At 57.2% G+C, this 26,043-nt stretch carries 17 protein-coding genes, 1 tRNA gene and 2 pseudogenes; 4 read left to right on the top strand and 16 right to left on the bottom strand.

The features are described from left to right. Positions 1-620 (bottom strand): annotated as a pseudogene (locus ACESLM_RS25380) (transposase); the annotation flags it as partial. Between the two features lie 559 nt (positions 621-1,179). After that, positions 1,180-1,350, bottom strand: a pseudogene (locus tag ACESLM_RS25375) (RICIN domain-containing protein); the annotation flags it as partial. A gap of 38 nt (positions 1,351-1,388) precedes the next feature. Between ACESLM_RS25375 and ACESLM_RS25370 the strand changes: the two are divergent. Then, positions 1,389-1,901 carry a site-specific integrase gene (locus ACESLM_RS25370; protein WP_372636019.1) on the top strand — a complete coding sequence of 171 codons (513 nt, stop codon included), beginning with the start codon at positions 1,389-1,391 and terminating at the stop codon, positions 1,899-1,901. 29 nt (positions 1,902-1,930) lie between these two features. Here the strand turns inward: ACESLM_RS25370 and ACESLM_RS25365 are convergent. The 4 genes from ACESLM_RS25365 to ACESLM_RS25350 all read right to left on the bottom strand — a co-directional run bounded on the left by ACESLM_RS25365 (position 1,931) and on the right by ACESLM_RS25350 (position 5,877). Continuing rightward, positions 1,931-2,017, bottom strand: a tRNA-Leu gene (locus tag ACESLM_RS25365). A gap of 279 nt (positions 2,018-2,296) precedes the next feature. Next, complete coding sequence (locus ACESLM_RS25360; RefSeq protein WP_372636016.1) at positions 2,297-2,947, bottom strand: helix-turn-helix transcriptional regulator; 651 nt, start codon at positions 2,945-2,947, stop codon at positions 2,297-2,299. Between the two features lie 34 nt (positions 2,948-2,981). Continuing rightward, positions 2,982-5,693, bottom strand: a complete 2,712-nt coding sequence (gene ppdK, locus ACESLM_RS25355) for a pyruvate, phosphate dikinase (RefSeq protein WP_372636011.1) — start codon at positions 5,691-5,693, stop codon at positions 2,982-2,984. Beyond that, positions 5,683-5,877, bottom strand: coding sequence for a hypothetical protein (locus ACESLM_RS25350; protein ID WP_372636008.1), 195 nt, complete (start codon positions 5,875-5,877; stop codon positions 5,683-5,685). Before ACESLM_RS25350 ends, ppdK begins: the two co-directional genes overlap by 11 nt. Before the next feature lie 212 nt (positions 5,878-6,089). On the opposite strand from ACESLM_RS25350, the gene ACESLM_RS25345 reads away from it, so the two are divergent. Then, positions 6,090-8,195, top strand: coding sequence for a catalase (locus ACESLM_RS25345; protein WP_372636005.1), 2,106 nt, complete (start codon positions 6,090-6,092; stop codon positions 8,193-8,195). Between the two features lie 867 nt (positions 8,196-9,062). Here ACESLM_RS25345 and ACESLM_RS25340 read toward each other — a convergent pair. Together ACESLM_RS25340 and ACESLM_RS25335 are read right to left on the bottom strand one after the other, a co-directional pair. Further along, on the bottom strand, positions 9,063-11,132 hold the full coding sequence (locus tag ACESLM_RS25340; protein WP_372636002.1) for an OmpL47-type beta-barrel domain-containing protein: 2,070 nt from the start codon (positions 11,130-11,132) through the stop codon (positions 9,063-9,065). Between the two features lie 12 nt (positions 11,133-11,144). After that, entirely contained in the window at positions 11,145-13,256 is a 2,112-nt protein-coding gene (locus tag ACESLM_RS25335) for a hypothetical protein (RefSeq protein ID WP_372636000.1), read from the bottom strand. 373 nt (positions 13,257-13,629) lie between these two features. On the opposite strand from ACESLM_RS25335, the gene ACESLM_RS25330 reads away from it, so the two are divergent. Continuing rightward, on the top strand, positions 13,630-14,403 hold the full coding sequence (locus ACESLM_RS25330; protein ID WP_372635997.1) for an IclR family transcriptional regulator: 774 nt from the start codon (positions 13,630-13,632) through the stop codon (positions 14,401-14,403). Between the two features lie 63 nt (positions 14,404-14,466). Here the strand turns inward: ACESLM_RS25330 and ACESLM_RS25325 are convergent, their stop codons facing one another. Then, the gene (locus ACESLM_RS25325; protein ID WP_372635994.1) at positions 14,467-15,294 is read right to left on the bottom strand and encodes a helix-turn-helix domain-containing protein; all 828 of its coding nucleotides are present in this window, start codon (positions 15,292-15,294) and stop codon (positions 14,467-14,469) included. A gap of 173 nt (positions 15,295-15,467) precedes the next feature. Between ACESLM_RS25325 and ACESLM_RS25320 the strand changes: the two genes are divergently transcribed. Further along, positions 15,468-16,841, top strand: a complete 1,374-nt coding sequence (locus ACESLM_RS25320) for an ABC transporter substrate-binding protein (RefSeq protein WP_372635991.1) — start codon at positions 15,468-15,470, stop codon at positions 16,839-16,841. A gap of 404 nt (positions 16,842-17,245) precedes the next feature. On the opposite strand, the gene ACESLM_RS25315 is transcribed toward ACESLM_RS25320, so the two are convergent. From ACESLM_RS25315 to ACESLM_RS25285, 7 genes are all read right to left on the bottom strand, one after another. Next, the gene (locus ACESLM_RS25315) at positions 17,246-18,229 is read right to left on the bottom strand and encodes a carbohydrate ABC transporter permease (protein ID WP_372635988.1); all 984 of its coding nucleotides are present in this window, start codon (positions 18,227-18,229) and stop codon (positions 17,246-17,248) included. Beyond that, a complete protein-coding gene (locus ACESLM_RS25310) occupies positions 18,226-19,122 on the bottom strand; it encodes a carbohydrate ABC transporter permease (protein WP_372635986.1) in 897 nt (298 codons plus the stop codon). Before ACESLM_RS25310 ends, ACESLM_RS25315 begins: the two co-directional genes overlap by 4 nt. Next, positions 19,119-21,350 (bottom strand): DUF5696 domain-containing protein, encoded by a 2,232-nt coding sequence (locus ACESLM_RS25305; RefSeq protein WP_372635984.1) that lies wholly within the window; start codon positions 21,348-21,350, stop codon positions 19,119-19,121. Before ACESLM_RS25305 ends, ACESLM_RS25310 begins: the two co-directional genes overlap by 4 nt. After that, positions 21,343-23,391: a YIP1 family protein gene (locus ACESLM_RS25300; RefSeq protein WP_372635981.1), complete on the bottom strand. Its 2,049-nt coding sequence runs from the start codon at positions 23,389-23,391 to the stop codon at positions 21,343-21,345. The genes ACESLM_RS25305 and ACESLM_RS25300 overlap by 8 nt, the downstream gene beginning before the upstream one ends. 27 nt (positions 23,392-23,418) lie before the next feature. Next, a complete protein-coding gene (locus ACESLM_RS25295) occupies positions 23,419-24,276 on the bottom strand; it encodes a carbohydrate ABC transporter permease (protein ID WP_372635978.1) in 858 nt (285 codons plus the stop codon). Continuing rightward, complete coding sequence (locus ACESLM_RS25290; RefSeq protein ID WP_372636013.1) at positions 24,277-25,248, bottom strand: carbohydrate ABC transporter permease; 972 nt, start codon at positions 25,246-25,248, stop codon at positions 24,277-24,279. A 5-nt stretch (positions 25,249-25,253) separates the two neighbouring features. After that, positions 25,254-26,043, bottom strand: a 790-nt coding sequence (locus ACESLM_RS25285; RefSeq protein ID WP_372635975.1) for an extracellular solute-binding protein, incomplete at its 5' end; no start/stop codon positions are given.

The raw sequence follows: 26,043 nt of genomic DNA, 5'->3' as shown, positions 1-26,043 counted from the left end.
CAGCATAGAAGCAATCACTCGTGGAGCCGACAGGAGTGCTTCCTGCCGACGCTTGAAGCCGTGAGTTCGTTTATCGACGCTCTCGTTCACCCCGTTGATCGACGACTTGTTAGAACTGAGCAGTGCAAAGTCCAACGGCAAGAAAGTGTGGCCGTCCGACCAGCCCATCGTGAGCATGCGGAATCCTTTGTAATAGGCGCTGGTGGAGTGATCTTTGAACCTGGCAAGCAACTCGACGGCCTTGCTGCGATTACGTTCAAACATGGAATCGTCAACAATGAGACCGAATCACGATCAGAAGACGTAAGGGGCCTAACCTTCTGTACGGTAGCGACGCTGAGTGCTGTTAGAAACCGACGCCAAGCAAACCCCGGATGATTGAGAAATCGATACACGGTATCTTTACCGGGCATCGATTCGCCTTTTGCGCTCTCAAGCAGACGAAACCAGTTCCGTTGATGGAACAAGAGCACGAAGACCAATTGAATTAGACAAGAGCAACTGAAGCCAAATCGCTTACGAAATTTGGCTTGTCGGAGATGCGACAGCACGTTAAGTTCTTGAAAGGTAGGCTTTATTTCGTTTGGCAGTTGATTCAAATCGGGCTGATGGTCTATCATGATGGAAGACACCTCTTCGGTCTGGTAGTGGTAGCTCGTCACTTTCACTTTACCAAACGAAGCGGTGTTTTTCTATTTTGCAAGCTATGTATCTGATCGCCTATGAAGCCTGCAGCATCAAGCGTTCAAAACGATTTTTCTCTGCGAAAGTTGAGTTTAATAACCCTTAGTTTTGGGGATAAGAATACCCACAGTTTGAAAATAAAGTTCTTTAATCACTGCATAAGAAACAACACACAGTCCCTTTAATCGAATTTACGCTGCAGTTCGCAAACACATCCCAAAATATTGATTACAGATTCATGATATCGTTTACCTCATTGCAGATTCTATCAAGTTCCCGACTTGCATTATCATATTTTTGACGTATGCTTTTTCCGGTATTCATTCGGGCTGTAACCTGTATGCTTCTATCGAGACAAACAATTCCATGGAATTGGCATCGCAAAAAATGACTGGAAAACCAACTGATTGTACCGAACTTGCCTCTCAATTGATCGATTGAAATGTGGTCAAAGGGCTGCCCAATGAGCAGCCCTTCTTCTACTAAAAGAGTCTTTTATTGAATGCCTTCTTTGACAAGCGTCCATTGCTGCGTATTATGAGACGTATTACTCCATTGAGATACTTTCGCTCCATCTGTCGTAAGTGCACAAACGACCTCAAGATATTTACTGCTATTACGGTTGATTATGGAATAATATCCACTGGATGTAGGCAAGAGCGACCACTGTTGATTATTAGTTCCCGTACTTTCAGCATCAAACTATTTCCATACGCCATACCGTCATTCCCGTATCCTATGAAGGAAAACAGATTACTGTGGAGAAAGACCGTGCAAAAAACAAATCCAGTTATCGTACTTTGCCGCTCGTACCTGTTTTCTTTGAATTACTGCTTCGACTGTGGGAAGAACAACAAAAAAATCGCGCCTTGTTCAAAGACTCCTATTGCTACAAATATGAGGAGTACATCTACGTGAACAAACTTGGAGATCGAATCAAGCCGGGATATATCACGCAACATTTTCCGATTGTTCTTGAAAAGCATGGGCTTAAGCATATTCGTTTCCACGATCTTCGCCACAGTTGCGCGAGCTTGTTGCTTGCAAATGGTGTAAGCCTGAAAGAAATTCAGGAATGGCTCGGGCATAGCCATTACTCTACGACGGCTAACATTTATGCTCATCTGGATTACAGTTCGAAGGTTTCGTCGGCGCAGGTCATGAGCAACACATTGCAAATTCCAATCAAACAAAAAGCTCCTGAATCGTCACAGTGACCGATTCAAGAGCTGGTTCATTCTTAGGGTGGTGCGGTCAAGAGGACTCGAACCTCCACGGTATTGCTACCACTGGCACCTGAAGCCAGCGCGTCTGCCAATTCCGCCATGACCGCACATTTTTACCCTCATGTGCCTCTCGGAAAACGGAGAGAACTACAGGAGAGAACTTGGAACCAATACTTCGGTAAAACCGCATAACCACAAGGGTTTTGGGGAATCTCAACCAGCTTTCGCGCAAGTACCTGAACCGTGCGCGTCTGCCAATTCCGCCACGACCGCATTTTGTTGCATGTTGTTTGGCGTCAACGTTTAATATACTATCACGGATAACCTGCTTGGGTCAAGCGTATTTTCAAAATCATTTTAAGACAAATCAACTGCCCGACGCAAAGCTATTCCAGCGCCAGCTCCAGCAGAGCTTTCGTGATCGTAGTCTTCGTGATTCGGCCGACCACCTCGACCTTGTGCGGATCGCCCGCGGCACCCGACGCCGCTTGGACGACCGGCAGGCTGTCCACTTCGTAGGAGATCATTTTGCTCGCCGCGCTAAGCAGCGGATCGTCCGGCGCGATCGTATGAATGTTCGGCTGGCGGGTCATGACAAGGCTGATCGGCATCGACGGAGCGGCGGCGTTGCCCAGCGTGATCCGCAGCAGATCCTTTCGGGACACGACGCCGGCCAGACAGCCGTCCGCATCGCTGACGAACAGCGTGCCTACGTCCTCCAAAAACAGCGAGACGACCGCGTCTCCTACGGTCGCGGTTTCGGAGATGACGACCGGCGCGGATTGATAGTCCCGCACCTTCATCCCCTGCAGTCGTTCCGATGATGCTCCTCTGCTATGTACAAAGCCGCTGCCCAAGGTGTACCCAACCTTGGGCTTGGCTTCCAAATAATGAAGCATGACCAGCATGGCCAGGTCCGAACGAATCATGGGCCGCGTCGAGTTCAGCCGCTCGGCGATCAGCTCGCCGGAGATCGGCTGTCCCTCCTCGACGATCTTCAAAATTTGCTGTTGGCGGGATGTCAGTTCGATGGCAATAGCCCCCTCGTCTAACCTTCATCCCTCTATATTATCAAACCGCGCGCGCCGAAGGAACGGGGTCCGCTGATTTCGCAGCGTCCGGCTGCGGGCATCCGTACGCGATCGCCGCCTGGGCCGCGGCGATTCGCGCCATCGGTAAGCGGAACGGCGAACAGCTCACGTAGTTCAGTCCGACACGGTGACAGAAGAAAATCGAGTCCTTGTCGCCGCCGTGCTCCCCGCAGATGCCCGTCTTCAGCTCCGGTTTCTCGGCCCGGCCCGCAGCGACGCCCCATTCGATCAGCTTGCCGACGCCGTCCGTATCCAGCGACTGGAACGGGTTAACCGGCAGAAGCTTATGATCGAGGTAATGGGTCAGGAATTTCCCTTCCGCGTCGTCGCGGCTGTAGCCGTACGTCATCTGGGTCAGATCGTTCGTACCGAAGGAGAAGAAGTCGGCATGTCGGGCAATCTGTCCCGCGGTCAGCGCCGCGCGCGGCACCTCGATCATCGTGCCGACCCGGTACGCGATCTCCCGCCCTCCTTCTTCTTCCGCCACGCGGCGTGCGGCGAGGTCAATGCGGCCGCGCAGCAGCGCAAGCTCGTTCGCATGGCCGACAAGCGGCACCATGATCTCCAACAGTACCGAAATTCCGCGTTCCGCGCTGCGGGAAGCCGCCCGGAAGATCGCCTCGGCCTGCATGTCGTAGATTTCGGGGTGCACGAGGCCTAGCCGGCAGCCCCGCATGCCGAGCATCGGGTTCACTTCGGCCAGCGACCTTACCTTGCGCAGCGACGCCGCAAGCGTCTTCTTCTCGGCTCTCTCCGCATCCCCATGCGTCCCCGCTTCCGCTTCAAGCTCGGCCAACCGCTTTAGCAGCTCCTTCTCCTGAGGGAGGAACTCATGAAGCGGAGGGTCCAGCAGCCGGATCGTCACCGGAAGGCCGTTCATCTGCTCGAACATGCCCTCGAAGTCGGTCTGCTGCATCGGAAGCAGCTCGGCCAGCGCCTTCCCCCGCTCCGCTTCTCCATCGGCCAAGATCATTCGCTGCACGACCGGGAGACGGTCCGGCCCGAAGAACATATGCTCCGTTCGGCACAAGCCGATGCCTTGAGCGCCAAATTTCCTGCACGTACGCGCGTCTTCCGGATTGTCGGCGTTCGCCCGCACTTCCAGCGTGCGAATCTCGTCCGCCCAGCCCAGCAGCTCGGTCAGCTCTGCCGTCATTTCGGCTTCGCGCAGCGGAACTTGTCCGGCCATGACGCGGCCGCTGGCTCCGTCGATCGTCAGCCAGTCCCCTTCGCGCACGATCCGCGATCCGATCGTCATCCGCCCTTGCTCCTCGTCGATGGCGATGCCTTCGCAGCCGCATACGCACGGCTTGCCCATCCCTCTGGCGACGACCGCGGCGTGGCTCGTCATGCCGCCGCGGCTCGTGACGATGCCTTCCGACACCAACACGCCGTGAATGTCCTCCGGCGTCGTCTCCGGCCGGACGAGCAGCACCTTGATTCCGTCCTTGCTCCACGCGGCGGCGACGTCCGCATCGAAAACCACGCGCCCGGCAGCCGCCCCCGGCGAAGCCGTAAGCCCCGTCGCCAGCACCTCCGTCACTGCCCGCTCGTCGATGCCGCGGTGCAGCAGCTGATCGAGATGCGACGCTTCGATGCGCTGCAGCGCCTCTTCCTTCGTAATGACGCCATCCTCTACCAGGTCGACCGCGATTTTGACCGCCGCTTGCGCGTTCCGTTTCCCGTTTCTCGTCTGCAAAATATAGAGTTTGCCCTTTTCCACCGTAAATTCGATATCCTGCATATCCTTATAATGCCGCTCCAGCCGCTCCGCGACCCGCGCCAGCTCCTCGTACGTCTTCGGCATCTCGTCGCGCAGCGAAGCGACCGGCTGAGGCGTCCTCGAACCCGCGACCACGTCTTCCCCTTGGGCGTCGATCAAGTATTCGCCGTACAGCTCCTTCTCTCCGGTAGAAGGATTTCTCGTAAAGACGACTCCCGTGCCGCAATCGCCGCCCAGGTTGCCGAACACCATGCTCTGAACGTTCACCGCCGTCCCCTGGTCGTCGGGAATCCGGTTCAGCTGGCGATAGAACTTCGCGCGGGGATTGTGCCAGGAGCGAAACACCGCCTCGATCGCCATCCGAAGCTGCTCGTGCGCATCCTCGGGAAACGGTCGGTCGGCCCTGGCCGCTATGCAGCTCTTGTACTCCCCGATCAGCTCCCGCAAGTCGTCCGCCGACAACTGCTGGTCCGTCTCCGCGCCTCGGGCCGACTTGATCCGGCTCAATATTTTCTCGAAGCGGAACGCCTCGATACCCAGAACGACCTCTCCGAACATCTGCAGCAGCCTGCGGTAGCAGTCGTACGCGAATCTGTCGTTGCCGGTCTGCCGGGCCAGGCCCTGCACCTTCTCGTCGTTCAGCCCCAGGTTGAGCAGCGTATCCATCATCCCCGGCATCGAGGTGACGGAGCCGGACCGGACCGAGACGAGCAGCGGGTCGTTCGCGTCTCCGAGCCGCTGGCCTTTGCGCTCCTCAAGCCTGCGAAGAGCGGACAGCATTTCCTGCCACAGCGCATCGGACAGCCCCTCCTGGAAGTAGGACAGACAGGCCGCGGTCGAGATCGTAAAGCCTGGAGGCACCTGCAGCCCCGCGTGCGTCATCTCGGCGAGATGGGCGCCCTTGCCTCCCAGAATGCTTTTCATGCCGGCATTACCTTCTTGGAAATCGAATACTTGCTTAACGCCCATGACCGTTCTCCTTCCGATTCTCGCATTGGCACTTCTCGCTGTCGCATACGCCGTATAGCTTCTTGAATCCGTTCGTCGGCAGCGTGCCGATCATGTCCAAGCAGTATTTGCACAGCACGATCCCGAGATCGTTGGGGGTTGTTCCGGCCGCTATTACGCCATCATGATGAGCCAATTGCGTCATTCGGACCACCTCATTGGTTGATTATATTCCCTAATATACGTCATTAAAGAGATAATATCAAGATATAATACTCATATTATTGATCTATTTTTCTTATTTATGACTCACATTGAACACAGTAGAACCTGAAGCTCAAGAACCAACCGGCTTCGGATAATAGGCGGGCAAAGGGGAATCCTAACCGTAAATTTCCAAGACAGGAGAGATCGCCCATGCATGAGAAAAAAGACGGAGCGTCCCGTCCGGCGGACGAAAACGCGAAGCAGCGCCAGCTTGATCACTACCGGGTTCACGACGAAGGGCAGCCGTTGACAACGAATCAAGGGTTGAAGGTGGAGGATGACGAGCACTCTTTGAAAATAGGTCCGAGAGGGCCGACGATTATGGAGGATTTTCATTTTCGGGAGAAAATGACGCATTTTGATCACGAGCGGATTCCCGAAAGGGTCGTTCATGCGAGAGGCTTCGGCGCTCACGGCTTCTTCGAGCTGTACGAATCTCTCGCCGAGTTCACTAAAGCGAAGTTTCTGACCGACACCTCCGCGAGAACGCCCGTCTTCGTTCGCTTCTCGACCGTCGCCGGCTCTCGCGGCTCCGCGGACACGGTGCGGGACGTGCGGGGCTTCGCGGTCAAATTTTATACGGAGGAAGGCAACTACGATCTCGTGGGGAACAACATGCCCGTATTCTTCATCCAGGATGCCGTCAAGTTTCCCGACTTCGTCCACGCGCTCAAGCCGGAGCCTCCGAACGAGATTCCGCAAGCCTCCTCCGCTCACGATACGTTCTGGGATTTCGTCGTCTCGAATACGGAGATCGCCCATATGATCATGTGGGTCATGTCGGCGCGGGCGCTGCCCCGCAGTTTTCGCATGATGGAAGGCTTCGGCGTGCATACGTTCCGCTTCATCAACGAGGACGGCAAGGGGCACTTCGTCAAGTTCCACTGGAAACCGAAACTGGGCGTACACTCATTCGTCTGGGACGAGACGCAGAAGGTGGCGGGCAAGGACCCCGACTTCAACCGGAGGGACTTGTGGAACGCGATCGAGCAGGGGAACTATCCGGAGTACGAGCTGGGCGTACAAATCTTGAAAGAGGAAGACGAGTTCAGCTTCGACTTCGACATTCTCGACTCCACGAAGCTGTGGCCGGAGGAGCTCGTCCCGGTCAGAATCGTCGGCAAGCTGACGCTTAACCGCAATACCGACAACTTCTTCGCCGAGACCGAACAGGTCGCGTTTCACGTCGGCCATATCGTTCCCGGCATCGACTTCACGAACGATCCGCTGCTGCAAGGCCGACTGTTTTCCTACGCCGATACCCAGCTATTAAGGCTCGGCGGGCCAAACTTCGCGGAAATTCCGATCAACAGGCCGATCGCGCCCGTACATAACAACCAGAGGGACGGCATGCACCGGATGACGATCAATCCGGGACAGACGAGCTATCACCGAAACAGCCTGGCCGGAGGCAGCCCGCAGCCGGTTCCTTCGAACGAGGGCGGATACCGCCATCACGAGGAGAAAGTGGACGGACGGAAGATCAAGGCGAGGAGCGACAGCTTCGAGGACCATTACAGCCAGGCCGCCATGTTCTGGCACAGCATGTCGCCGCCGGAGCAGAAGCTGATCGTCGACGCGTTCCGCTTCGAGCTCGGCAAGGTGATGTCCAAGGAGCTGCGCCAGCGCGTCGTCGACATGTTCAGCCACGTCGCCGAGGATCTGGCCGAGCGAATCGCCGCCGGAATCGGAGCGACGGCGACCAAGGGCGTCGCCGTTCAGCCCAGACACGTGTCGCCGGCGCTTAGCATGCTGAACACGGTCAAGACGGCCGCGACGCGCAAAGTCGCGGTGCTCGTCGGGACGGGCTTCGCCGCGAGCGAGGTAAACGGCCTGATCCAGGCGCTGGGCGGAGCGCAGGTAACCGCGGACATCGTAAGCGCGACGCTGGCTCCAGTGCAGGCGGACGACGGGACGATGACGGAACCGCAGCAGTCGCTGTTGACCGCGTCGTCCGTGCTCTACGACGCCGTCTACGTCGCCGGCGGACGCGCCGGCGTACAGGAGCTTCTGGCCGAAGCCGCCGCCGTCGATTTCGTCAGGGAGGCGTATTTGCACTACAAGACGATCATCGCCGCCGGCGAGGGAGCGGAACTGCTCGCGGCCGCCAAGGCGATCCCGGCAGGCGCAACCGCCGGCAGCGCTGAGCTGCCGCCGGGCGTATTGCTTCAAGACGGAGCGGAGAACGCCGATGCGTTCCACAACTCCGTCATCGACGCCATCGCGCAGCACCGTCATTGGAACAGGGACGTGTAGCGGGGAGAGGCGGATTCGGACAAGCTTACCGGCGGAGCAGCTCCGCCCGCTGCCGTTCCGCCTGGAAGAAGGCCATCTCGTCGCCCGCGATCTCGCCCGGCTGATTGGCTTCTCGCAGAATATAACCGCCGGACGGACCTTTTCAGCCCATTCTACGCTTCCGTCAGTCCTCCCCAGCATCACACCTATCTTTCAACCCTTTTACCGCTATCCCTTTCCATCAGTTCGTTCTATCTCCCTCCTTTCATTCTCAGCGTCTTTTGTCGCTATCCCCCTCCATTCTGTTCACGCCATACCCTCGCCTACCGCTTTTCGCCCCTTTTACCGCTATCCCTTCCGGTCAGTTCAAGCTCCCGCTGCCTTCCGCTATCTCCCCTTTTGCCGCTATCCCTCTGAGTCAGTTGGGAGTCACGTCCAGTTGCTCGCGGATTGCACCCATTCCTCCATAACCACCTTCCGAACTCACCAAGCTAGCGGCCGTTCCGCTCTAGCAGACTGACTCGAGCCTCACGGCAACAATCCCTTAAACTTGAATGATCTGCTCCTCTTCAAACGGAACGAAGCCAATCCTTCACACTCCAAAATTTTGTTCTTTTCAAAGGATAGTCTCAAACTGAATCATTGGAATACTTAATAGCCGATCTCGCAGGAGGCGTACGACCAGCCTGACTGGACGGGATACCGGCAAAAGAACGGAAAAGGCACTACGTACCCTATTCAGAATGTAGTGCAGTCAAGCTGAGCTGACGGTATACCGGCAAAAGGGGCACAGAACGATGCTTTCTGATCTTTTGAAAAAAAAGCAACCGGCCCGGAGCAAATGAAGCTTGCTCCGAACCGGCTGCCGCCGCCGGGCTCAAAGCCCGGTTATTTCGTCACCTGCACGATAATCGTATCGCTCGAAGTCGCGCCGCCGGCGTTCACCAGTTCGCCGCGGTACTCGTACGTGCCGATCGCCTTGCCGCTGATCGGTACGGCGGCCGACTGCGCTTGCGGCGACTGCGCCGTGAGCGGCACCTCCGCGATCAGAACCTCGTTTTCGTACAGCCGATAAGTCGTACCGTTTATGCCCCACCACAGGTTCATCTGAATGTCGTAGTTGCCGTCGCCGTCCCAGTTGTTGCTCGACAGCACCGGTTTGGCCGGCAGCCCGTGCGATACCGTGACCGTCCGCGTATCGCTTGTCGTCGTGCCGAACTCGTTGATCAGCTCCGCGTAGTACACATAAGTGCCGTTCGCCTTGCCGGATATCGAAGTAACCGCAGACTGCGCTTGTGGCGCCTGATCGGCAAGAAGCTTCGTATCGATCAGTACGCCGTTCTCGTACAGCTTGTAGACCCGGCCGTTGTTGCCCCACCACAGGTTCATCGTGATGTCGTAGTCACCGTCCATCAGGCCGGTATCGTGCCCGTTGTTATCGGACAGAACCGGCTTACCGGGCACGCCGGTGCTGCTCGAAGCAATGTTGCTTACCGTTGCCGTCGCCGTGCCCGCATTGCCCGCGTCGTCGACGAAATCGAAGGCGAAGCTTCCGTTATACAGGAACTCGTAGCTGTCCGCGCCTTCGTTGTTCGTAATCGTCACCGCTTCGCTTGGCGTTATCGTCGCCGTCACCGTTCCCGAAGTCGGATCGGTCGTGCTGTAAGCGACCGTCGCCGTCGGTGCGGTCCGATCGACCGACACGACCGTCTGCTTCGCTTCTTCCGCATGGCCCGCCGAATCGACGCTCCGGTATTCCAGCGTATGAACGCCGTCCGTCGAGATCGCGAACGGTCCGCTATACGCCGTCCATTCGCCTCCGCCCAGACGGTATTCCGTGAAGCCGCCTCCGCTTCCCCCGGTCGCTTCCAGGCTGACCGTTACCTCGGAGACATACCAGCCGTTCTCGCCGTCCGGCTGCTCCGGCTGCAGCGCATGCGAAGTTTCCGGCGGCTGGCCGCTGCCTCCCTCGTCGAACAGCTTGTCCAGGATGTAGGCGGCCCGCTTGTCCTCGGCATCGCGTTTAATCTCGAACCAGCCGTCGATATGCGCGTACAATTCGTCGATCTCGGCTGCGCTCAAGCTGTTCAGATTCGGGAGCTGGCTGCCGTTCGCCTGCCCTTGCGCGATCATCGGCAGCACGAGCGTGTTGTAGAAATTCGCGTCGTCCGCGTCTCCGTTCAACCACTCGGCCTGCAGCTCGGCAACCGACGCATTGAACGACTGCCATGCTTGCTGGATCACGTTCTTCTGAATCGCCGTGCGCACGGCAGGCGACGGCTCTTCGATGTCGAACGTGTTGAACCGTCCTACCTGATGAACCTTGCCTCCCCACGTCGGGGAATGCGACGGAGACCAGCGAATCATCGCGAACTCCCAATCTTCGCCGTCAAGCGGCACGTACTTGTAAGCGGCCTTCCAAGGGATGTACAGCACGCTGCCCCAGCCCGTCGGAATCTGCTCGTTGGTCAGCACGGCGTTGCCCTTGAGCGGCAAGTTGTCGCGATACTCCGTCTGCCATTCGTAATAGTTCACGGCGCTTCCATTCGTCTCGAAAATCATTTGGTGGTACGGCAGATCTCCGAGCCCGTATTTGACGAACAGCTCGATCGAACTGTTTTTCAACACGCCGTTCGTATCCAGCTCCTGCTCGTTAGATTGGAAGAAAATATAGACGCCGTCCTCGCGATACGCCGCGTACAGGCCGGTATCGCGCGGTCCGCCCGGCGCGATCGGCGTCTCCCACCAATACTGCACGAAGCGGTTTTCCTTGAAATCCGGATTGTCGAAGAAATCGCTGTTATACCAGGCCGTCGGCGTGGATAAATCCTCGGTCGTGTAGACGACCTCGTAGCTCACCTTGGGGGCGTTCGCCTCCGCATACGCATGCGGGAAGGACGTGGCCGCAAGGAGCAGCGCCGCCAGCAGCAGCGCATATCGCTTGGCTTTTCTCAACATGGGCATACCCTCCTAGTTCCCGTTTTCCAGATCGAGCAGCTTCATGATATGGTCGATGATGCCAAGGCGAAGCAGATCCGAGTTCGTCTTCCGCTCGTCCGTCGTCTCCAGCCAGTTCAACGCTTTGTTGGCGGCTGCGATACGCGCCGAATTACCCGAGTTCAACGCGTCTTCGGCCACCTGCTTCAGCTTCGTCGCGTAGCGGATGTCGTCGATGCCTTCGCGGAAGCCTTCCCACGCCATCGTATCGATCACGTCCGACTGCGTCGGATAGACGAAGCCGAACGCCCGGTAGGTTGCGTCCACGTAATCCGCCCACGGGTTGACGTACTGGCTTTCGAAGTACCAGATATAATTGTAGACCGCGTCGTAATTGGCCTTGTACAGCCACATGCCGTGGCGCTGGCGCATCAAGTCGGGATTCTCCGGACCGGAGTGCGGGTGGGCGTAGTTCGTAATGATCTTGTCGTCGCCCATCGCGTGCCAGGCTCCCGATTTCTCGCGTGTCGGGTCTCCGACCCAGTTCAGGAAATCCTCCTTGATCTCAAGATCGAAGTGATCGTCGTGTCCGGTCGCGAAAATTTTGGCGCCGATATCCTCCTTGACGTATCTCCACATTTCCTGCTGCCACAGCAATCGCGGCCATTCCGCCTCGTCCCAGGCGTCGAAATAGACGTTCGTATGGCCAAGCGCCTGCGTGACGATATCGAACGCCTGTTGGGTATACGCTTTCGGCGCCACCAGCGTCTGCTCGTAGGCCGCGTAGCGCTGCTCCATGAGCTCCTGATTCTGAGGCGTCGGATTCGCTTCGTAAGCCGCTTTAGCTTGCAGGTACTGCGACCAGATCGGATAGTCTTCGTTGGACGGGAACAATGGACCGACGCCGAACAGCGGATTCAAATCCATACCGGCTTCTTCCATCAGCTCCAGCTGGCGGAGATAGACTTGAGGATTGTTGACGTCGATGGCGGCGTTCGTCGGCAGGTTGATGACGTTGTGCTCGACCAGATTGCGATATTGGTTGCGAAGCCTGGCCTCCGCTTTCTCCACGTCGCCGCCAAAACCCGCGAGCGTATCCTTCATGCGGGAGTTATGATAGATCATCGTGTAGAAATCTTTGTCCAGATCGTAGTACGTTTTCGGAGACGGCAACTCGAATGGAAGCACGCGGATTTTCAGAGTGATCTGTCCGGCGGGAACCCCGTTCGCCGCAATGTCGATCGTTCCGGTGTAGATGCCTTCCGGCGTACCGCTCGGCACCTTGGTCGTAATCCACATTTGCTTCGATTCGCCTTGCTTCAGCTCGATCGGCAGCAGCGCCGGACTGTCTTCGACCGGAGCGGTGTAAGATGAGAACGCCGCCGGCGGGCTGCCCGAGATGTCCACGTACTGCGAGCCCGAAGGATAGTCGACGCGAACGGAGTTGCGCTTCGTCTGATGGTCGACCTTGACCAGATTCTCGTCGTGCAGCAGCAGCTCGGGCGTCAGCACGTCCTTCGTATCGTCGAAGAAATAGCTCTGCCAAGCCGTGCCGCCCTGATACCACGTCTTGACGACGCGCAGATCGACCGCGTCCGCCTGTATCGTTCCCGCGGCTCCTTGCAGATCGTTCGCCGTAAACGTGACCGAAGCCGCGTCCGCAAGCGGAACGAGGACGAATGAAGACGCTTCGTAATCTCCTTGGGCCGACACGACCCGAATCTGATCGGTAATCGCGCCGTCGGTCGGAATCGTATTCGGCAGCCGCTTCTCGGGGCTCAGCGCCGGAACGCCGTAGACGATAAACGGCGTATCCGTCCATACTCCGGAAGCTTGTCCAGCATCCTTCGCCAGTTGCAGCGCGTACTCCAATGTCTCTTTCGTTGCCAAGCCTTCTTCATTCGACAGCCCCGGAGCGGCGATCGCGGCATCCGCGTCGCTCTTCACCTGCTGCAGATACGCGAGCAAGAGCGGCCGGTTCGTCTGTCCGATCTCCGTGCCGAGTTTGCCGCTCAGATCGGTCAACTGCGACAGCGTCCAAGTTCCGGACGTCGAAGCGCCCGTTCCCGAATTGGCGAACGCATTCGACGCCATCGTCAGCAGCAGACAAGCGACAAGCATGGCATACCCATAACGTTTACGCATAATCGAACTCACTCCCGTCAAATTGATGATCTTCCCAACCCCATCCTCAACTGGGCAGCACCATGATGTAAACGCATACAACACTAGGAACGTTCCGTGATTTTCCTCCTCTCCCGATGTCGGCAACCCGCTTGTCACTCTAGTAGATTTTGTATAATCCTTTCACATTATAGCATGTATTTCATATATATAAAACTATAATTTTCATGTTTATGAATATATTTTTTATACAAAGAATAGTTGGGATTGAAAATAGGACAGGAATATTCTGGGTAATAAAACTTGTTAGCGGTATCGACAAGTTGGCGGGAGTACGGTAATATGAGGTTATGTTTCATATTGGTGAACTAATTTCAAGAAGGGTGTTATCTGCATGGGACAACAAACGCCAAAAGTCAAGTCAGCGGACCGGGTATTGGATATATTCGAGCTCTTTACCGGAGAGAAGGATTCGTACAATCTCACGGAGATTTCCAAAGGCTTGAGCATGCCTCCGAGCAGCACCTATCTGATTCTCCAGAACATGCTCCACAGGGGCTATCTGGAGACGGATCGCTCCGGCAAGCAGTTCCGCATCGGCTACAAGCTGTTCACGATTCGGTCCGGCTACATGCGCAGCTCGAGCTTAACCGGAGAGTTTAATTTAATCGCGGAGAAAATCATCGACGACCTGAACGAAACGACCAGCCTGGCCATTAAGGTGGGAAGCAATCTGCTCTATATCGGGGAGAAAGTGAGCACGCAAGCGCTCCGGTTCAATCCGAACGTCGGGACGACATTACCTCTGCACGCCACGGCCTCCGGCAAGATCATGCTGGCCGACCTGTCGATGGACGAACTGCGGGCCCTCTACCCTCACGACGAGCTGGAGAAAGTGACCGACAAGACGATCTCCACATTCCAGGATCTCATCAAAGAGCTGAACAAAGTGCGCTCCCAAGGATTCGGCTACAACATGGGCGAGACCGTGGACGGCGTCCACTGCGTCGCGGGACCGATCCATGACGCCGACGGACGTACGGTCGCATCGGTCAGCATCTCGATTCCGGTCGTCCGGATTACCGGCGAAGTGTGGGGCAAAGTCCACGATTGGATCAAGCGGGCTTGCGAAGAACTGAGCATGAAAGTGTACGGACATCAAAACTGATCGACGTTCCAGGCCAACCGGATGCCCACTCTCCAGTTGGCCTGCTTCGTCCCCGGGCTCCCCTCACGCTTCCCGGTAAGCCCGCGGCGTCACGCCGATCTCCCGGGTGAACACCCGGCTGAAATACAGCGGATCGTGAAAACCTACCTCCAGCGCGACGACCGATACCGGCTTGTTGCTTCCCCTCAGCAGCTGCATGGCTTTATCCAGCCTGACTTTCGTAATGTATTGCACCGGCGAACAGCCGACGTACCTCTTGAACAGCACCGAGAAATAACTGCTGGACAGCGACACCTTGCGAGCCAGCAACTCCCGTTCCAACGATTCCTGATAATGATTGTTGATATAGTTGACGCAGTCCATGATCGAGCGCTCGGCCGAATCGTCCTGCTGACGCTCTCGCAGCTGTTCGCTGATCCGCAGCAGCAGGTTGAAGAAGAGCAGCTTCGCTTGCCCGGTATATCCGCTGTTCTTCTCGGACCAGATCCGGTAGAGAAGCTGCATATCGGAGCGGAGCCCTCTGTGGTCCGTCATCGGCTCGACGAGGCCGAACGGCAGGCTTTTCTCGGACGGTTCCTCGCAGCGGGTAAGCTCTCCCTGCCATCGGACCAGCTTAAAATCGTATTCGATCATAAAGTAGCGGAGAGGCGCCTCGGGAGCGTTGCGGATGACGAGCCTGCGCTTGAGCGGAATTTGGGCGACGATTCCTTCCGACAGCGGATACTTCTTCCCGTCCAGCTCCATACTGCCCTGGCCCTCGTACACGTAAAACAAGCTGAGCCTGCTGGTCGACTTTTTGTAGATTTGCGTCCCCTGAGTCTCCCAATGCTCCAATTTGCCATGGATAACGTTCAGAATATGCGGATAAAAACTGTCAAAAAATTCGTACACGGACCTCATCTCCCGCCGTTTCACGAATATAAAATCATTTTTCAACTTTTTATCCATTACAATCCACCATTATTCCATATACCCGCCCTGCGTTTTTCTGCAAAATTGAAGTGAAGCAACGGATCGTTATTTATACAGAACGTTGTGACCAGAAACTTAGGGAGGTTACAAGAATGATTCACAAGTCGCGAGTCTTCTCCGCACTGATTGCCAGCATGCTGCTTCTGACGGTGATTCTGTCGGCCTGCAGCAAGAACGAAACGGCTCCGTCCTCAAGTCCGCCGGCGTCTGAAAGCGCTTCTCCATCGCCGTCGGTAACGCCTTCGCCCAGTCCGTCGGAAACCCCTTCGCCGGAACCGGAGCCGGTGGAGCTCAGCGTATTCGGCTCGATTCCGGAGGACGCTTTCGAGTCTCAGATCAATCAATGGGTGACGGCGAAACATCCGAACATCACGCTTAACTATCTCTGCTCCTGTATTCTGAACATGCCCGACTTGAAAGCTCAGAAAGATATTACGCCGGACATCTTGTTCGGGGCCGCCGAAGGCGATCTGCGGATGCTGCTGGGAAGCAATCTGCAGACGGATTTGACGACGCTGTCCGATTCCGGCATCGTCGATCTGAACCGCTTCGACCCGGCCTCGATCGCCACCGCCAAAAACTTCTCCGGAGGCAAGCTGTACGGCCTGCCGGAAAGCTCGAATCCGATGGTGCTGTTCTATAACAAAGACGTCTTCGACAAGTTCAACGCCCCTTATCCGACGGACGGCATGACTTGGGATCAGCTATACGAACTCGCCAAGCAAGTCACCGGATCGAAGGACGGGGTTAAATATCGCGGCATCAGCATGTTCTACCGGTTCGCGCTGCTGAGCAACGAGTTCTCCCTGCCGATCATCGACGCCGAATCCGGCAAAGCGGCCGTGAACAACGACGGCTGGAAACGCATTTTCGACAATTTGTCCCGCTTCTACAAAATCCCCGGCAATCAGGAAGGCTACGAGCGCGATTCCGGTCTGGAGCTGAACAAATTCTACGAGCAGAAGAACATCGCCATGGTGCTCTCGCTCTCGTCGAGCTACAAGCGGCCCGGCTTCGAGGAGCTCAACTGGGACATGGTCGCGGCTCCGACGTTCGAGGACAACAACGGCATCGGCTTCCAGTCGCTTCCGACGATGATCTACGTTACGGACACCGCCGCGAACAAAGAAGCGGCGCTTCAAGCGGTGAACGAGCTGCTGTCCGACGAAGCCCAACTCGCCGCCGCCAAGGAAGGCAAACCGACTCACCTGCTGAACGAAGAAGTCCGCAAGGCATTCGGCGCCAACGTCCCCTTGCTGGAAGGGAAAAACGTCTCGGCCATCTACTACAACAAATTCGCGCCTTCGCCGGCGATCCATCCGACGCTTACCTTGAACGCCCCTTCGATTCTCGCCTATGAGTTCGAGAAGGTGATCCTCGGAGAGCTAAGCGTGGAGGACGCCCTAAAGTCCGCCGAAACCGAGCTCGACAAAGCGGTCGAAATGGAACTGGCCAGCAAGCAGTAGCGCCAACTTGAGAGACAAAGCCTCAACGCTCTTGCACACAATCTGCCATTCTCGTTAGCCAATCCTGTTGAATGTCGGGGCCGTCCTATGAGTCATCTAGCAGATGATCATGGGATGGCCCCTATTTCTTTGTTCAATGTTCTTTGCGGGAGACGTTACTCGATTCTTTAGAACAACGTCCTCCGTTTGAGCACTATTTGGGAGGAATTACTCGATTTCTTAGAACGACGCCCTCCGTTTGAGCACCATTTGGGAGGAAGTACTCGATTTCTTAGAACAACGTCCTCCGCTTGAGCACCATTTGGGAGGAATTACTCGACTTCTTAGAACAACGTCCTCCGTTTGAGCCTTGCCTTACCCCAGCTCCCAAGCCAACGCAGCAAGGGGGGGTCGAAAAGCCCCGCCTACTCCACCAGCCCGGTGCGCTCGATGCCTTCGGTGAACCATCGCTGGGCGATCAGATAGACAAGCAGCGGCGGGAAGATGATGAGGAACGCGCCCGCCATCCGCGGACCCTCCGAGATCGGGTCCTGCCCGACTCCCGCGCTGTAGTCGAGAGCCTTGTTCCCGATCAGCTCCATCTGCATCGAACTGAGCCGCAGGGATAACGGCGTGAAGTCCTTGCTCAGGAACAGCGCCGCCTCGTAGCTCATGTTCCAGTACCAGACGAACGAGAACAGGAACACGACGAGACAAGCGCCAGCGGCCAGCGGCATCATGATGCGGAAGAACAGCCGGAACGCCGAAGCCCCGTCGATCTTGGCCGCCTCCTCCAACGCCTTCGGCTGCGACAGGAAGAACTGCCGGAAGATGATGATGAACAGCGCCCCCCGCAAGCCCTGCCCGAACAGAGCGGGCACGAGAAACACGAACGGCGTGTTGATCCACCCCAGCTCGCTGTAGATCATGTAGAGAGGAACGATCGTCAGCTGCGGCGGAACGAGGAAGGCGACGAGAATGAGGAAGAACATCAGGTTTTTCCCCGGAAACTTCAGCCTCGCCAGCGCGTAGCCGGTCAGCGCGCACGTGAACACCTGGAACACGGAGCCGACGAGCGCGATCGTCATCGTATCCAGGAAGCCTTCGGGATACTTGAGCCCCTTCCATGCATCCGCGTAGTTGGCCAGGTTCAGCTCCCGCGGAATCAGCCCGACGACGGGATCGATCATGTCGGCCACGCTCTTGAGGCTGGTCGAAATCATATACAGAATCGGTTTGACATACAGGAAGGCAATGACCATCAGCAGCGCGAAAATGACCAGCTTGGCGACCAACCCGTCCTTCACGTTCTGGCCGAGCACCGTCATCTTCAGCTTCTGCGTCTTGCGGTGCGCGAGCGTCTCGGCGATATCAAGTTTAACTTGCTTGTACGCTTCCTCCAGCTTCATCGAAGCTCCCCCCTCCCCTTGGTCGCGCGATAGGTCAGCCACATCGTAATGCCGAGCAGCACCAGCACGATGGCGAAGTACAGCCAAGCCATGGCGCTTGCGTAGCCGTAACCCGTCGTCGGCGAGAACATATTGTTCCGAACGATCTCCAGCACCGGATTAAACGGGAACGTAAACAGATCGACTATCGTGTACACCGCGTTCAGTCCGATAAAAGGCAGCATGCCGGGGAACGTAATTTTCCAGAAGCTCTCCCACGGCGAAGCCCCGTCCACCCTGACCGCCTCGTACACCGTCTTCGGAATCGTCTGGAAGCCAGCGATGAAGATCAGAATCTGCACGCCGGAATACCAGAGAATGATGACCGCCTTGCCGAGAACGCCGAGCAGCATGTTGGCCGTGCTCTCGTTGAAATACTGCCTCAGGATGACGTCCAGATTGTACTGCTCCATGAACGGCAGCTCGCCCGCTCCCTGCACGAACAGCTCCATAATGACCTGCCCCGTAGCGAAAATGACCGGAAGGAAGAAGAGCGCCCTCATCCATCCTCTTCCCGGAAACTTCTCATTGAGCAGCAGCGACACGAAAAAGGAGAAAATGAGAATCAGCGGGATAATGAGCAGCACTTCTTGCAAATACGTAATCAAAATAATCGGGTAAGCGTTGTTCTCGACCAGCATTCTCCGGAAATTGCTCAGACCGACCCAAGTGTACTTGAAGCCTTCGCTCGTAATGAACACTTGGTTAAAGCTGTTCCACAGCGACCATCCGATCGGAAAAGCCACGAAAGCGACGAATCCGATCATCCAGGGCAGTATGAACAGATAACCCATTCCGTATTCCTTCCAGCGAAACTGCAGAAGCTGTCTGCGCCGCGAGGTTTTCCCGTTCATTCGCTTCTCCCTCCCTCGACGCCGAATTGCTTCGTGTTATAGTCGACGGTGACCCGGGTACCGTCCTCGTATATCGTGATGTAGACGCCTTCCGCCACCTTCTCGTGATCCGCGATCGGCTGGTGGAGCACGCCGGCCAGACGGTCGAAATTATCGTAGTCTTCGAGAATGCGATCCTTCCAGACCGCGTACTCGGTACTGAACAAATCCTGGTAATCGGTCCCCTTCAGCACGCGGCTCTCGGCATAGGTCAGCATAAAGGCCGGAATCGCCCCGTATTCGATCGCCCGCAGCATCTCGTCCTCGTACACATCGCGCAGATTGCCCGGCGCCGTCGAATAGGCGACCGTGCCGTGAACGGCGATCGGGTAGACGGGCACCGTCTCGTCGACGATGAAATCCCGGCTGGACGAATGCGGCAGCTCCTCGATATAGTCGGCATGCCCGAGCGCGTACTGCTCCCCGCGCTGCACCCCCGCCGTTCCGAGTTGCTCCCTGACGTAGTCCAGCAGCTCCCGGTAATAATGCACCGTGTCCCCGCGCGTCAGCGGAGCGTTCGACCTGTAGTCGCTGAACGCGATGCTGCCCGGGCCGTCGGCGTAGTGGATGCCGTCGATTCCGATCTTCTTCAGCGCGTCGACGACAAGCTTCTGCTGGCGGATCGCTTTCACCGGATTCACGATGAACGCGTCTCCCGTTCCGGACAGCACCGTGGAATCGATGCCGCGAACGCCGTCCGTCTTCTTATAGAAGGAACTGTGCGCCTCGTCCTTCCAGGCCATGTAATCGTCGAACAGTACCGGGATTCCGAGCTCGCGCATGCTTTGCGCGAACCGTCTCGCCCCCTTCTCGCCGCCAAGCTCCGAGACGATCGGAAACCGCTTGTCGGTATACGTATGGCCGCTGTTCTGCCAGCCCTGGTAGATGACGCTCATGTTCGCCACGCCTGCCTCGCGCAAATCCCGGACGATGTGCTCCGCCTGTTCGAACGTCGTCGCCGCCTCGTACCCGCTTCTGCCGAATTGCGGCTTGCTGCCGCCTCCGACGATCGACAGCATGAGCGGAACGTGGTCCGTCGCCGCCAGCGGAGCGCCCAGTTGTCCGCTCTCTTGCAGATAATCGCGATACGCGTGCGCCATCCCGACGTAATCGGCTTCCTCCCCGGCTAGCAGACGATATTCCACCCGCCGGTCTTCCGCCGTCCGCTCCTTGCGCACCGCCTTGACTGTCTCCTTCGTAATGCCGCTCACTTTGCGGCCGTATTCTTCGCGATAGCCGAAGCTGATCCCGATCGAATGATACCGCGAGCTGCTGCTTGGCGTGACCGCTTTGATCTTCGCCGTATACGGCCCTTCCTTCACGATCGCGGCGAACGCGCGGTCTCCGCGCTTCAACCCGTAGAGCGGATAGGCTATCTGCTCCCGCTGCGCCTGTATGCTCTCGTCGTAGTTGACGTGCGCCGGATCGTCCCCGTAGATCGGATACTCGTAGCCGCTGGCGACCGAAGGCCGCTGGCGGTCGTACAGGATCAGCCCTCCCGGGCCGTCCGGCACGAACAGATAACCTTCCTCCCCGCCCGTCGGAACCGCGCCGAAATAAGGCAGCAGCTGCAAGGAATACAGCCAGTAATCGCCCGACTCCCGAATGCCGTCCGACGGTACGGCCGCCTCCAGGCCGCGGTCGGTCACCGTGAATTGAATGACGAAGCTCAGCTTCTCTTTCTCGTACGTATAAGTCGCCTGAACGCCCGCGTCGCCGATCGGGACATAGTCGATCGTTACCCCTTTCGTGAGCGTGCTCAGCATCGTTCTTCTCGTCTGCCCGGCGACGACTACCTCGGCGACGAACGGAGATTGCAGATTTTCCAGCAGCGCGCCCTTGACCGTCTCCTGGGCGAGCTGCTCGGGCGACGGATTGCTCCGCCACTTGTACCCGCCCGACTTGTCGAGAACGACAAGCTGGCTCGTCTTCGGCTCCAGCAGCAGCGAATACCTGGCGTTGTCCCCCGCGAGGGAGAAGCCTTCGCCGTCGATACCGCCCGCCTGCCATGCGGCTCCTTCCAACACCGGAGCGAAATGCGTAACGGGGCCGGCGATTCCCATCGCCTGAAGAGAAGGAAGCTTATCCCGTCTGCCGTAGACGATCGACGCCACCGCCACGACGGCGATAAGCGCGAATAGGAGCAGCAGTCTGTATTTGCCGTTTGAAGGCCATAATTTTCTAAGCACGGAAGGTCACCTCCCGGTAGATCTGCGCAATAAAGTCGTAGAAGTTGTACACCAGGCCGGAGATGATCGTCGCGAATACCCAGATGACCCCGATCGTCAGCAGCGTAATGACCGCGTTCTTGATCGCTTCGGTGAAATCGAAGTTATGAATGACCTGCGTCATGACCAGGAACAGAACGATAATCCAGATCCACATCGCCTGGCGGAAGAGATCGATAATAATCCATTCCTCCAGCACGACGAAGTTGGTCAGAATCGTCGCCGGAATCGTGATGACGATGTACGGAACGATCGCGAAAGCGCTCGCCTGCAGCACTTCCCGGAAACGACCTTCCCCGCCTTTGACCGTGCTCACCAAGTAGTTCGCGATGACCCACGTTACCCAGGGCACGATCAGGAACGCCAAGGACAGCGGAAGATTGTACTCGCCAAGATCGTAAGGATAAGCGATAAAGCCGGAAGCGAACACGGACCAAATGTGAACGGCAACCGCCAGCGCAAGCAGGAAGACGATTACCGCGATGGAAATATTGCGGTCCTTCAGCCGATAAAAGCCGTTGTACGGATGGAACATCAAATAGAGCGCGTCCCTCAATTCGCCGGCATACCTCCGAACGAGCGGCGGCCATGATCGCTTGCGCACGAACGCCGAGAGGCGGCGCGCTCCGAACGACACTCCCCAGATTCCGGCGACCAGCACGACGACTGCGAGCAGGAAGTTATTTTTCAACCATTCGTACCGGATGTACCAGTAAGCGTCGGAATAGCCTTCCGGATCGTTCGACTGCTTGAAATAATCGAGCGCCGCCGCGTAGTCCCGATCGTGCAGGGCGATCTTGCCCAAGCCGTTATAGGCGATGTTGAGCATGCCGTTCTGCCGGATGACCTCTTCCCAATAAGACCGGCTGCGTTCGTAATCGCCTTCGAAGTACAAATGGGAAGCCGTCATATACGTGTCGCCGAAGCTCGTTCTCTTGAACACCTGGATCAGATTGGACGCGTTGTCCGCGACCCATAGCTCGTTGGCGCTGTTGATGTCGATGCTGATGCCGTAATCGGTAATGCCCAGCTGGCGCGCCCCCTTCTGAGTCGAGCCGAAATAGAAGACGACCTCGCCCGTTGGATCGTAGACCGAGATGCTGATTCTGTCGTTGCGGTTTAATCCGTACAGAAAACCGTTGCGGTCGATCGCCGTATCGACGAGATTTTCCTGGTGGAACTCCTTGTTGCCGAAAGCGTCGAAACCTCCGGCGTTCAGCTTCTTGATCTGTCCGTCGCTGGCCCTCCCCGAGCTGGTCGTCACCAGGAAGCCGTCGTCCGACAGCGTCGCGTTCTGGATCGGATTCGGCTGCTTCGCGATCTCGCGGGCCAATTGCCCCTCGTTCAGCAGCGCCCGCTTCAGCCGGTCCAGCCAGCTCAGCTTCGCCTTGTTCGCGCCGAAGAAGCCGGTAAACTCGCCTTCCGGACTCATGCGCAGCAGCCCGAGAAACGTATCCTTGACGACGATATACATGACGCCCCGACGGTCGGCGACGATCTTGGTCGGCAGGAAATGATAGTCCGCCGTCAGCGCCGTCGCTTCCGGCTTCTTGAACTCGCGCAGGAAGCTTCCGTCCGGCGCGTAGAGCACGATCGACTGCCCGCCGGTATTGGCCGCGTAGATCGTTCCGTCCTCCGCGACGAACACGCCTTCCGGCTGGGCCAGCTGGCCCGGCCCTTCCTCGCGTCCGATGCTGCGCAAGTATTCGCCCTTCTCGTTCAACTCCACGATACGGTTGTTGCCCGTATCGGCGATATACACATGATCGTCATCCGCGATGTAGATGTCGCCCGGCGACGACAGCGCTCCCTCCATGCCGTTGCCCTCGATGATCCGGTCCGGCACGTAGATCGGCTGCGTACGGATGTTGCCGGCGTTGAGATCGTTGTACCACGTATAATACGGAAGCTGGGCCGAAGCGAGCTGCGGGACCCACAGGCCGAGCAGCAGCATGCAAGCAATCGCCTTAACAGCCAAATCTTTCCGAATGCGGCCGAACATCTGCATCCCCCCTCTCCGTCCCCTTGTTCATTTCACGCCAGAATGCAGCATCGTTTGAATCATTTTTCGCTGGAAGATCAGGAAAATGATCAAATTCGGCACGAACATCAGCAGCCCGATCGCGGCGGCGATGCTGATCTGCGCCACTCCGGGAATGTTCTGCGTCATCGCTTCCGCGTAATAGGACAGCGTCTTCATCGTCTCCTTGGTCATATAGAGCGATGAAGCCTCGACGTCCATATACACGATCTGGAACGTGATGATGCCTGCCGTAGCGACCGCGGGCGACGTCAGCGGAATAATGATCCGCAGGAAAATGTACATGTCCGGCGCGCCGTCCAGCTTGGCCGCCTCGATCAGCGAATTCGGAATCTGGTCGATAAACTGCTTCATAAGAAACACCGCGACCGGCGAGGCCAGAAAAGGAAGCACGTGCGCCAAATACGAATCCTTGAGTCCCAGTCCGCTCACAATCAAATACCGCGGAATCGACACCGTCTCCGGCGTAAACATCAGCGCGATCATGATCGCGCCCATAATAAGCGCCTTGAAATGGAAGCGGTGCTTGGACAGGACATAACCGGCCATCGTGCTGACGACGATAACGGCCAGCGTCGTGATCGTCGCAATGACGGCGCTATTGAACAGATAGCGGCTGAACGGCACGACGCCCGCGGAGCTGTGAAGGAACATCTGCTCGAAGTTGTACATCGTCGGATTCTGCACGAAAATTCTCGGCGGGAACAGGAACATCTCGTTCAAAGGCTTGAAGGCGTTGTTGACGAGAAAGAGGATCGGCAGCAGCATGAAAATGCCGACGGCCGCGAGAAATGCGAACAGCATCATTCGCGAGAAACGGAACCTCCTGCGAATAGTTAGCAGCATCTACTCATCCTCCTTCGTGCCGAACAGCTTGTAGCTCAGCCGCATGATCGCATAGCTCATCAGAAGCAGCACGACCGACAGCGCCGACGCGTAGCCCCATTCGTATCTGAGGAACGCGTAATCGTAAATGTGGTTGTTGATGACATGACCGGCGTATTGCGGCGTGATCGCCATGCCCGACAGCCCGCTGGAGATGGAGCCCGCCTTGATCGCGCTGACGATCGCCATCACCGCGCTGAACAGCATCTGCGGCTTCATGCTCGGAATCGTGATGTAGTACACTTCCTGCAGGCTGTTCTTGATGCCGTCGATCCGGCCCGCTTCGTACAGCTCGGTGTTGACCGTCTGCAAGCCGCCGAGCATCGCCAGGAAGCCGACGCCCATGTTCGTCCACAGCGTAACGATGATCATGAACGTCATCAAATACTTCGGATCTTGAAGCCACAGCTGCGGGGCCTCGATCAGCCCGAGGCTCAGCAAAATATTGTTCAAATAGCCGACGCTGTCGCCGCTGAACGCCGCCGTCCACACCATCGTCAGCGCCACGGAAGTCGCCATGATGGACGGCGCGTACACGGCCAGGGAAAAATAATCGCGAATGCTTCGCGGCAGCTGATGAATCAGCCAGGCAAGCACGAAAGACAAAATGTAACCGCCGGGACCGACGATGATGGCGAATTTGAGCGTATTCGGAATCGTATGCTTCATGAATACGACGTCCTGCGTGAACATGTAAATGAAGTTGCTGACCCCGATGAAACGCGGAAATTCGAAGCCGTTGAACGAGGTCAGGCTGAGCAGCATCGCCAGCGCGACCGGCACGATAATGAAACAGACGAAGCTGAGCAGAAACGGCGCCAAAAACAGGTACGAGAGTCGATCCGCCCAGCATTCGCGCAGAAACCGGACGATACGGGCCGGATAGCCGTTTGGCGCGGACGGCTTGCGGGCGACAGCTTCAATGCGGGTCACGGTTTTCACGGCGTTCTCCTCTCGTAGGGTTTGTCATATGGCGGAACAGACAGGCGATCCATCGACGAGGCGCCGAGCTCCTCCTGCTTGCGCATCATCTCCCGGGCCAGCGACATCTCGGATTTCTCCAGCGCTTCCCTGGCCGGCATGCCGCCGACGACCGTATGGTTCCAGGCGAACTCGATCTCTCTCGCCAGGTAGTAGTAACCCGGAACGTAAGGCATATTTTTGACCCATCTGTCCTGCTCGTTCAGAGCGGCCAGATCCTCCTCCGGCCACGGAATCGTCTGCATCGCCGCCAGATTGGCCGTATTCCAGCGATAGGCAATGCCCGCGAACGATTCGATATCGTTGCTGAACCGGCTCTGCACTTCGTCCGACGTCCACCAATCGATGAACCGCCACGCTTCGTTCTTGCGTTCGCTCTTATTCAGCATCAGCAGCGACGACGGCTCCTGGATCCGCACCATCGACTCGTTATGCGACCATCTGGCCACCGTGCCGTCCGGCTGCTTGACGCCGGGGAGCGGAATCATTTTCCACTTGCCTTCGATCTCCGGCGCCCCGACGACCAATTGCACGTACATATCGAAGTCGGCCACGCCGATCGGGATGTCGCCGTTGCGGAAGTGGTGGATGAAGACCGGAATATCCTTCGGCAGATTGTTCTTGCGGTACCAGTCGGTCCACTGCTTGAAGGCGGCGACTCCCTCTTCCGAAGTCAGATCCGGCCGCAAGCCGTCCTCCTCGTAAAACTCCGCTCCGTGCTGATAGAACGGGATATGGAAGTTTTTC

Origin of the sequence: Cohnella sp., from assembly GCF_041641335.1 — a bacterium.
Taxonomy (GTDB): Bacteria; Bacillota; Bacilli; order Paenibacillales; family Paenibacillaceae; genus Cohnella.
Note: the sequence above shows the minus strand (reverse complement) of the source record. Positions and strands in the feature narration are given on the sequence as shown.